Here is a 6,866-nt window from a genome sequence, read left to right on the forward strand (position 1 = left end):
TGGGTGGGAGGGTGGATGGGTGGGAGGGTGGATGGGTGGGTGGGAGGGTGGATGGGTGAATGGGTGTTGGGTGTCAGGATCCCTTCCTGGGAGGGGTAGGGGTGGGTTATCGGGTCCTACGAATTAGCCGCACATACGACCTGACTTTGCCAGCATCGCTCTAGCCAATCCACGCTCTCTTGGCGAGGGAGAGAGAACTGCAAGATGACGCTGCGAACTAGCAACAAGGCTAGGGGATGGTTAACGTCGACTCGCAGAGTGCCATCGCTGGGGCAGTTGGCGGGGATATTGAGTTCTTGCAGACGGTGATGAATGGACCAGCGATCGCCCCAGAGGGCTGTTCGGTGACCATCACCGGCCTGGATAAAAACCGCTTGCCCCCAATTGGGGCCAGGAGGGGACGGGGTCATGGTATTAGCTCCAGAGGTTGATAGGTGGGTGAGGTTTTTTGTAAAAGGGCAACTTGGGTTTCGAGCCATTCGATCCGATCGAGCAGTAATTGCCAGGACTGAGCATCGGCATCGGGTAATTGGCTGTGGTCTAAGGAGGTAGCTGCGGTATTGCAACGGCACCCATTGCGGCTGGGAATGCCAACGGCGGTGCAGTGGGCGGTTACTGGGCGCAGCACCACAGCTCCGGCGCCAATGCGGGCATAGTCGCCGATGGTGATGTTGCCCAGGACGTTAGCCCCAGAACCTACCACCACCTGATTGCCGAGGGTAGGATGGCGCTTGCCAGTTTCTTTGCCAGTTCCCCCCAGGGTGACCCCTTGATAGATCAGGCAATAGTCGCCAACAATAGCGGTCTCGCCAATCACCACCCCCATGCCGTGGTCGATGAACACCCCCCGGCCAATGTGGGCACCGGGATGAATATCGATGCCGGTGAAAAAACGACTGAGGTGGGCCATAAACCGAGGGAAGAATGGCACCCGATGCTGGTGTAACCAATGGGCCAGACGATGGGCCACCAGAGCATGGAACCCCGGATAGCAGCACAGCACCTCTAACCAGTGACGGGCCGCCGGATCGCGATCGAAGATGATGGCAAAGTCATCGAGTAGGGGGAGACGCTGCTTTCTGTGGCTAGCTACAGAAAGCAGCGGTAGGTTAGACAAGCGGGGCGAAGGGAGAAACATGGCTCTATGTGGGCTTTGTTTCTCTGCTTATAGCAATGTCCTAAGGTCGACAGTTTTGCTGTTGGGCTCATCCAGATTTACTAAAATTATTAGCGTTGTACTCAGGGGCTAAACCCTGGTAAAGTCTACTGTTCGACTTTTGTTTAGGCCTGGGGTACGAGTATTTTAGGATGGTAGGGCCAGTATTGTTATGTCCCTGGACATGTATTGTGCACTCAGGTAAAAACCTTGGGTACCAGTGGTTGAGGCGACTTTTAAGCTAATGTTAAATCGCCATCTAGTGTACTCAAACTACAGTTTTTCAGAGTGAGTTTCATGGTTTTACTGATAAAACTGTAGCCGCTTTGTCAAAACGTCTTCAACTTTATTCAGCAATCCTTAACAGCAACACTCCCGACAGTTTTAGACGGTTACACGGCGTGAGATTTAAACCGAGAGATTCTGAATAGGCCAAGCACTCTACAGCCGTCAGGTGTGCCCTTGAGTATGGGTAAACACCCGCACCGCCGACACAATTAAAATCAGACCCAGCCCAAACTTCAGCACCGCTGGGGAAATGACGCCGACCAACAGCCCACCTATGATCGCCCCAATGACCGAGCCAATACCCATGGGTAAAACCGTTTGTCGTAGGGCTTGTGGGTCAGAAAATACCCTAGAACGGGCATAGCGAATCAGACCAATCAGTACCATGGGCAAACTGATGTCCCCACAGTTGCAAGCCCAGCATAAACCGGACCAAGGGGCGTTGATACCCTAGCCCGAAGGAGGCGATCCAGTCACCTCCAGAACGATTGACGGTTAATTACGCTTAATGTTGAGGGTTAATCCACCGCCAGCATAATGTTGGAGGCTTTCACCATGGCGTAAACCTCCTTACCCTCTGCCAATTCCAGCGCCTCGGCAGACGCCTTAGTGATGATCGACACCACATCCACGCCAGGGGCCACCTCAATTACCACCTCAGTATTGACCGTGCCGGGGGTGATTGTTTTAACGGTGCCTTTAAGGCTATTGCGAGCACTAACTTTCATACCATCCTCTAGGCTGTGCGCCAGCATTCTTTATGTATGTCAAACTTACTGGCATTCCCCCAAAAAAAAGTGTTTTGAGGCACAGATTTAAATGGAATTGCGATCGCATTTAAGAAACGGTGACACCGGCTGTATCCCACCGCCTTCTATACTGGCTGACAAATCATGGGTAGGGGTATCCCAGTGAAAGATGCGTTACGTAACGGCCTGAAGCAAACCCGCCTGCGCCTGGGCCTCAGCCAGCAAGACCTGGCTACCATGGCCGGGGTCAGTCGCCAAACTATCAGCGGGGTCGAATCTGGCCAAACGGCCCTATCGGTCACCGTGGCTCTGCGTCTGTCTAAAGCCTTGGGATGCCGGGTTGAAGACCTATTTTGGCTGGATCCAGACCAAGTCACCTTGGACGCTATCCCCACGGCCACTTCCCCCCCCCGAGACCGCTGGCCCGTCAGTCTAGTCAACATTGGCGGGCAATGGGTGGCGCATCCCTTGGTGGGCAATGATGCCTTTCGCATGGACCTGATTGCCGCCGACGGAAAAGCCAGCCGCCAACCCCAGCAAGATACCCTCACGGTGACCCTGCTGGATGACCCGAGCAACCTGCTTAACACCGTGGCCGTGGCCGGTTGTGCCCCAGCCCTATCGCTCTGGGCCCAAGCGGCAGAACGCTGGCATCCTGGGCTGCGGGTCCACCTCAGCTTTGCCAACAGCACTGAGGCTCTAGAGCGGCTAGCCCGGGGCGAAGTTCACATTGCTGGGGTGCATCTCTATTGCCCCAGAACCCAGACCTTTAACCTCCCCTTTGTGCGTCAGGCGCTGCCCCAGCGAGCGGCAGTGCTGATTAATCTAGGTCTCTGGCAGGAGGGATTGCTGGTGGCCCTAAGGAACCCCAAAGGCCTTCAGGGAGTCGCAGACCTGGCCCGGCCTGATATTACCCTAGTCAACCGAGAGCCAGGAGCGGGCAGCCGCGAATTACTCGATCAAGCGCTGGCTGAGGCAGACGTACTGCCCCAGTCTGTACAGGGCTTTGACCAGGTGGTAGCCTCTCACCAGGCGGTGGCCCAGGCGATCGCCCAAGGGAAAGCTGATGTCGGGGTCAGTGCCGCCTCTGTTGCCGCTACCTACAGTTTGGACTTTCTGCCCTTGCGTCAGTGCCGCTACGACCTGGTTATCCTCAAGCCCTACTTGGAAGAAGCCGCTGTGCAACAATTGCTGGGCACCCTCAGCCATCGCCGGGTGATCTCGCAGCTAGAGCACTTGGGTGGCTACGACACCCATCTGACTGGCGAAGTGGTGGCCACAGTCCAGGGGGCAGAGGCTGATTAAGAGCGATATTTCTGAATCAATAAATTGAGCTTGTCCAGGGTGGCTTTGGGCGCCTTATCCATGGGGGTGATGATGGCATACTTCAGGGCCGAGTGGGCCTCTGACTGGGGGGGGGTAGCAGCGATTCGGTTGACCACGTCCCGAATCACCCGTTGAGCATTGACGGCGTTCTTTTGCAGATTGCCGATCACCATGTCTACGGTCACACTGTCGTGGTCAGAGTGCCAACAGTCGTAGTCGGTGACCAGGGCCAGGGTGGCGTAGGCCATTTCTGCTTCGCGGGCCAATTTGGCTTCGGGCAGATTAGTCATGCCGATTACGGTCGCGCCCCAACTGCGGTACAGCTCTGACTCGGCTTTGGTGGAAAAGGCTGGGCCTTCCATACAGACATAGGTGCCGCCCCGGTGTAAGGTTACCTCCGGCAGGTTAAGGCTGTCTACGGCATCGGCCAGAACCCCTGCCAGGGCCGAGCAGACCGGGTCACCAAAGGTGATGTGGGCCACCAGCCCGTCGCCAAAAAAGGTGGACACTCGGTTGCGGGTGCGATCGATAAACTGGTCGGGCACTACCATGTCTAAGGGCTTGGCAGCCTCCTTTAGGGACCCTACCGCCGAAGCGGAAATTAAGTACTCGACTCCCAGGGATTTCATGGCGTAGATGTTAGCCCGAAAGGGTAATTCTGAGGGCATTAGGGTGTGCCCCCGGCCATGGCGGGCCAAAAAAGCCACCCGGGTGCCATCTAAGGTACCCATCACAATCGCGTCAGAGGGGCTGCCAAAGGGGGTGTCAATGCGAATCTCTTCGATATCAGTCAGGGCCTCCATTTGATAGAGACCACTGCCGCCGATGATGCCAATCTGTGCCTGTGCCGCCATGGTGATAAAGATATGCAGAAGTTATACATTAAACTGCCCTATCATAGGCCCCAGCGGCGGATGACACTAGGGGCATCTGGCAGAAAAATTAGGGTAAGCGCTTTGTAAAAGCCTTTTAATCTTCAGGGAGGTTGCTTCGACACATCAGGACTTACCATCCCCTCCCACGGAGGGGTGCCCGGAGGGCGGGGTGGGTCTTTTCGGGCTTGCTTGACCCACCCCTACCCCTCCAAAGGAGGGGATTTCGGACCTTGATGCCACCAAATCTCTACATCTGCTAACCCTAAATTCAAGACTTGACGCTGCACTAGAGCAAATTCTCACCCCAGACGATAGCCTGCTGATTGTGGGCCTCTGTAATCATTGCCTGGAGCGTATCGAAGCCTGCAACCGCCCCGAGGCGTGGCAAACGCCAGAGGAGCTACACGCTATTTTCTGAGCCGCCAGAGTCAAACCCTAACCGTGCTCCAAGGCATCCACCACATAGGCCGCCTCCAAAATTCTGGCCATAAAGGTTAGAGGGCCATTGGAGGCCCCACAATATTTATCGACTTGGTTTAGTTTCGGCACCCCGTCATAGAATCGCGCCGTGCCGTAGACCACTACCACCGATTGCTGGCGGTCAATTTTCTCTCCTACCGCCGCAATCACCCCATTGGCGGCCTTCAAGTCTTGGTTAATACCTGGATGGTGCAGATCGAGTTCAACGTCTCGTAATGCGGACTAGCTGACCCTTTAGTTCCTCATAGTTGGTCAGGTGCTGGTGAATGGTAGCTGTGAAGTCATCCCAGTCTAGATTTTTGGAGCAAACAACAATCCCTGCATGGCTGAGGTTCTGTTGGTGAAGTCGAACAAAGTCGCGACGATTTTGGATGATAACAGCCCGATTCTCATGAGTTGCAAACGATAGAACCTGATCATCAGGGATACGTTGATTCGCCTGCTCAGCCTCTTGCGCTGTTAAAATGTCATATCCTAATATTCTTAACTGTTGCACCACAGGCCAAGGAAATTGCTCATCCGCGTAAAGACGTAGCATCCTTAGGCCGCCTCATTGTGTTGAATCGCGAGTTCGATTTCCGTAGCATGGGCTTCAGCATATTGCCATGCATGGGTCAAATTTGTCGCCGTAAGCTGCGGGTAAGCCTCCAAAATTTTGGCATCAGAGGCTCCCATACGACGATACTGCACCAAATCCCAAACTGGAATCCTGGTTCCAGTAATGCAAGCATCTCCCCCAACGACTCCGGGTGTTTTTTCAATCCCTGGCCAGACATCCCCTAGACTTTGTACTAAAAACTGAACGGCCTCAGCCTTCTCTTCCGGGGTAAGGGCTAATAAATGGGTTCGTAATTCGTCTAGGGTCATGGGTAATAGGGGTTCATCCCTGAAAATGACAGCGGCATTTTGCCTAGGTCTCGGGTGTTTTGCTTTAATTGTACGTCTGGGAAGGTGAGGAAGTGAGGTTGGGCAATTGGGGTGCTAGCCCACAATCGACAGCCTTAGCCCCAGAATGGCGAGAGAAAGAGTTATTCTCTATCCATATGGAGCATACACAACGACGAAAACAGGCTTCAGGGAAATTTAGAGATGAAAATCACTCAAATTTTAGCGGATACCATCCCTTTGCTCTGTTTCCTGTTGGAGTCTACCGATCGCTGAAACCCCTATTGTTTCGTCACCACCCCCAGATGCCTTGCTCCATAAGGGATGCAGCTGTTTTTTTGGAGGCTTTACTGAGAAATAATGTCATTAGTGGACGCCATGGGTAGACTCCCCCAGAAAGTGTGGTGTAGAATGCAGTTGAGGCAAGGGTTCTAGGACCCGACCCTCAAAACTTCTCCGGAAGTTGAATTAATGGAAACGAGCCGACTCTGGGGTTCCTTTTAAGTGGCCCCAGCTCAAAACTTCTCCGGAAGTTGAATTAATGGAAACCCGCTAACGGTCATTCTGCATGGCAAATGACTGTTCCTCAAAACTTCTCCGGAAGTTGAATTAATGGAAACTCTACTAGGACCGGTGCCGAACCGGCAATTAGCTGCTCAAAACTTCTCCGGAAGTTGAATTAATGGAAACCCCAGGACACCAAACCCAGAGGTGACCTGCTCGAGCTCAAAACTTCTCCGGAAGTTGAATTAATGGAAACAAGTGCCAGAACTTCAAGCTAAGAGCTAGAAGTTAGAGGCTCAAAACTTCTCCGGAAGTTGAATTAATGGAAACATCCCCCTGAGGGGTGTAGCCAGACAATTGCTCAGCTCAAAACTTCTCCGGAAGTTGAATTAATGGAAACGCTACTGCCTTGAGTCGGGTGAATACCCGCCAGAAACTCAAAACTTCTCCGGAAGTTGAATTAATGGAAACAAACCTGCTCTCGATCAAGAGGAGCTAAGTGACACCAATACTCAAAACTTCTCCGGGGGTGTGATTTAAGCCGGGAAACCCTCTAAGTGAAAGGGACTGAGGGTTTGTGCTTTTAGTGACTGACGGGCAAGG

The 6,866-nt window shown here is 53.6% G+C and carries 9 protein-coding genes and 1 CRISPR repeat array; of the genes, 1 reads left to right on the forward strand and 8 read right to left on the reverse strand.

Annotated features, from left to right (window positions below):
- Positions 1-116: 116 nt before the first annotated feature.
- The 4 genes from E1H13_RS10135 to E1H13_RS10150 all read right to left on the reverse strand — a co-directional run bounded on the left by E1H13_RS10135 (position 117) and on the right by E1H13_RS10150 (position 2,172).
- A complete protein-coding gene (locus E1H13_RS10135; RefSeq protein ID WP_206070299.1) occupies positions 117-410 on the reverse strand; it encodes an Asr1405/Asl0597 family protein in 294 nt (97 codons plus the stop codon).
- Positions 407-1,138, reverse strand: a complete 732-nt coding sequence (gene cysE, locus E1H13_RS10140; protein ID WP_169613290.1) for a serine O-acetyltransferase — start codon at positions 1,136-1,138, stop codon at positions 407-409. The genes E1H13_RS10135 and cysE overlap by 4 nt, the downstream gene beginning before the upstream one ends.
- Positions 1,139-1,606: 468 nt before the next feature.
- The gene (locus tag E1H13_RS10145) at positions 1,607-1,831 is read right to left on the reverse strand and encodes a TSUP family transporter (protein ID WP_169613291.1); all 225 of its coding nucleotides are present in this window, start codon (positions 1,829-1,831) and stop codon (positions 1,607-1,609) included.
- A gap of 131 nt (positions 1,832-1,962) precedes the next feature.
- A complete protein-coding gene (locus tag E1H13_RS10150) occupies positions 1,963-2,172 on the reverse strand; it encodes a molybdopterin-binding protein (protein WP_169613292.1) in 210 nt (69 codons plus the stop codon).
- A gap of 165 nt (positions 2,173-2,337) precedes the next feature.
- Between E1H13_RS10150 and E1H13_RS10155 the strand changes: the two genes are divergently transcribed.
- Positions 2,338-3,498 carry a substrate-binding domain-containing protein gene (locus E1H13_RS10155; RefSeq protein ID WP_169613293.1) on the forward strand — a complete coding sequence of 387 codons (1,161 nt, stop codon included), beginning with the start codon at positions 2,338-2,340 and terminating at the stop codon, positions 3,496-3,498.
- Here E1H13_RS10155 and E1H13_RS10160 read toward each other — a convergent pair.
- The 4 genes from E1H13_RS10160 to E1H13_RS10175 form a co-directional block, all read right to left on the reverse strand.
- Positions 3,495-4,373, reverse strand: a complete 879-nt coding sequence (locus E1H13_RS10160) for an S-methyl-5'-thioadenosine phosphorylase (RefSeq protein ID WP_169613294.1) — start codon at positions 4,371-4,373, stop codon at positions 3,495-3,497. The genes E1H13_RS10155 and E1H13_RS10160 overlap by 4 nt on opposite strands.
- 456 nt (positions 4,374-4,829) lie before the next feature.
- Complete coding sequence (locus tag E1H13_RS10165; RefSeq protein WP_169613295.1) at positions 4,830-5,042, reverse strand: hypothetical protein; 213 nt, start codon at positions 5,040-5,042, stop codon at positions 4,830-4,832.
- A gap of 34 nt (positions 5,043-5,076) precedes the next feature.
- Entirely contained in the window at positions 5,077-5,412 is a 336-nt protein-coding gene (locus E1H13_RS10170) for a DUF5615 family PIN-like protein (RefSeq protein ID WP_169613296.1), read from the reverse strand.
- A 2-nt stretch (positions 5,413-5,414) separates the two neighbouring features.
- Entirely contained in the window at positions 5,415-5,741 is a 327-nt protein-coding gene (locus tag E1H13_RS10175; RefSeq protein ID WP_169613297.1) for a DUF433 domain-containing protein, read from the reverse strand.
- 462 nt (positions 5,742-6,203) lie between these two features.
- A CRISPR array of direct repeats spans positions 6,204-6,809; the repeat unit is 35 nt; unit sequence CTCAAAACTTCTCCGGAAGTTGAATTAATGGAAAC.
- Positions 6,810-6,866 lie beyond the last annotated feature (57 nt).

Source organism: Nodosilinea sp. P-1105 (genome assembly GCF_012911975.1).
Lineage (GTDB): Bacteria > Cyanobacteriota > Cyanobacteriia > Phormidesmidales > Phormidesmidaceae > Nodosilinea.

Coding starts and splice junctions, on each gene's coding strand:
- E1H13_RS10150 (WP_169613292.1), bottom strand. CDS start 2,172: ATGAAAGTTAGTGCTCGCAATAGCCTTAAAGGCACCGTTAAAACAATC.
- E1H13_RS10175 (WP_169613297.1), bottom strand. CDS start 5,741: ATGACCCTAGACGAATTACGAACCCATTTATTAGCCCTTACCCCGGAA.
- E1H13_RS10145 (WP_169613291.1), bottom strand. CDS start 1,831: ATGGTACTGATTGGTCTGATTCGCTATGCCCGTTCTAGGGTATTTTCT.
- cysE (WP_169613290.1), bottom strand. CDS start 1,138: ATGTTTCTCCCTTCGCCCCGCTTGTCTAACCTACCGCTGCTTTCTGTA.
- E1H13_RS10135 (WP_206070299.1), bottom strand. CDS start 410: ATGACCCCGTCCCCTCCTGGCCCCAATTGGGGGCAAGCGGTTTTTATC.
- E1H13_RS10160 (WP_169613294.1), bottom strand. CDS start 4,373: ATGGCGGCACAGGCACAGATTGGCATCATCGGCGGCAGTGGTCTCTAT.
- E1H13_RS10170 (WP_169613296.1), bottom strand. CDS start 5,412: ATGCTACGTCTTTACGCGGATGAGCAATTTCCTTGGCCTGTGGTGCAA.
- E1H13_RS10155 (WP_169613293.1), top strand. CDS start 2,338: ATGGGTAGGGGTATCCCAGTGAAAGATGCGTTACGTAACGGCCTGAAG.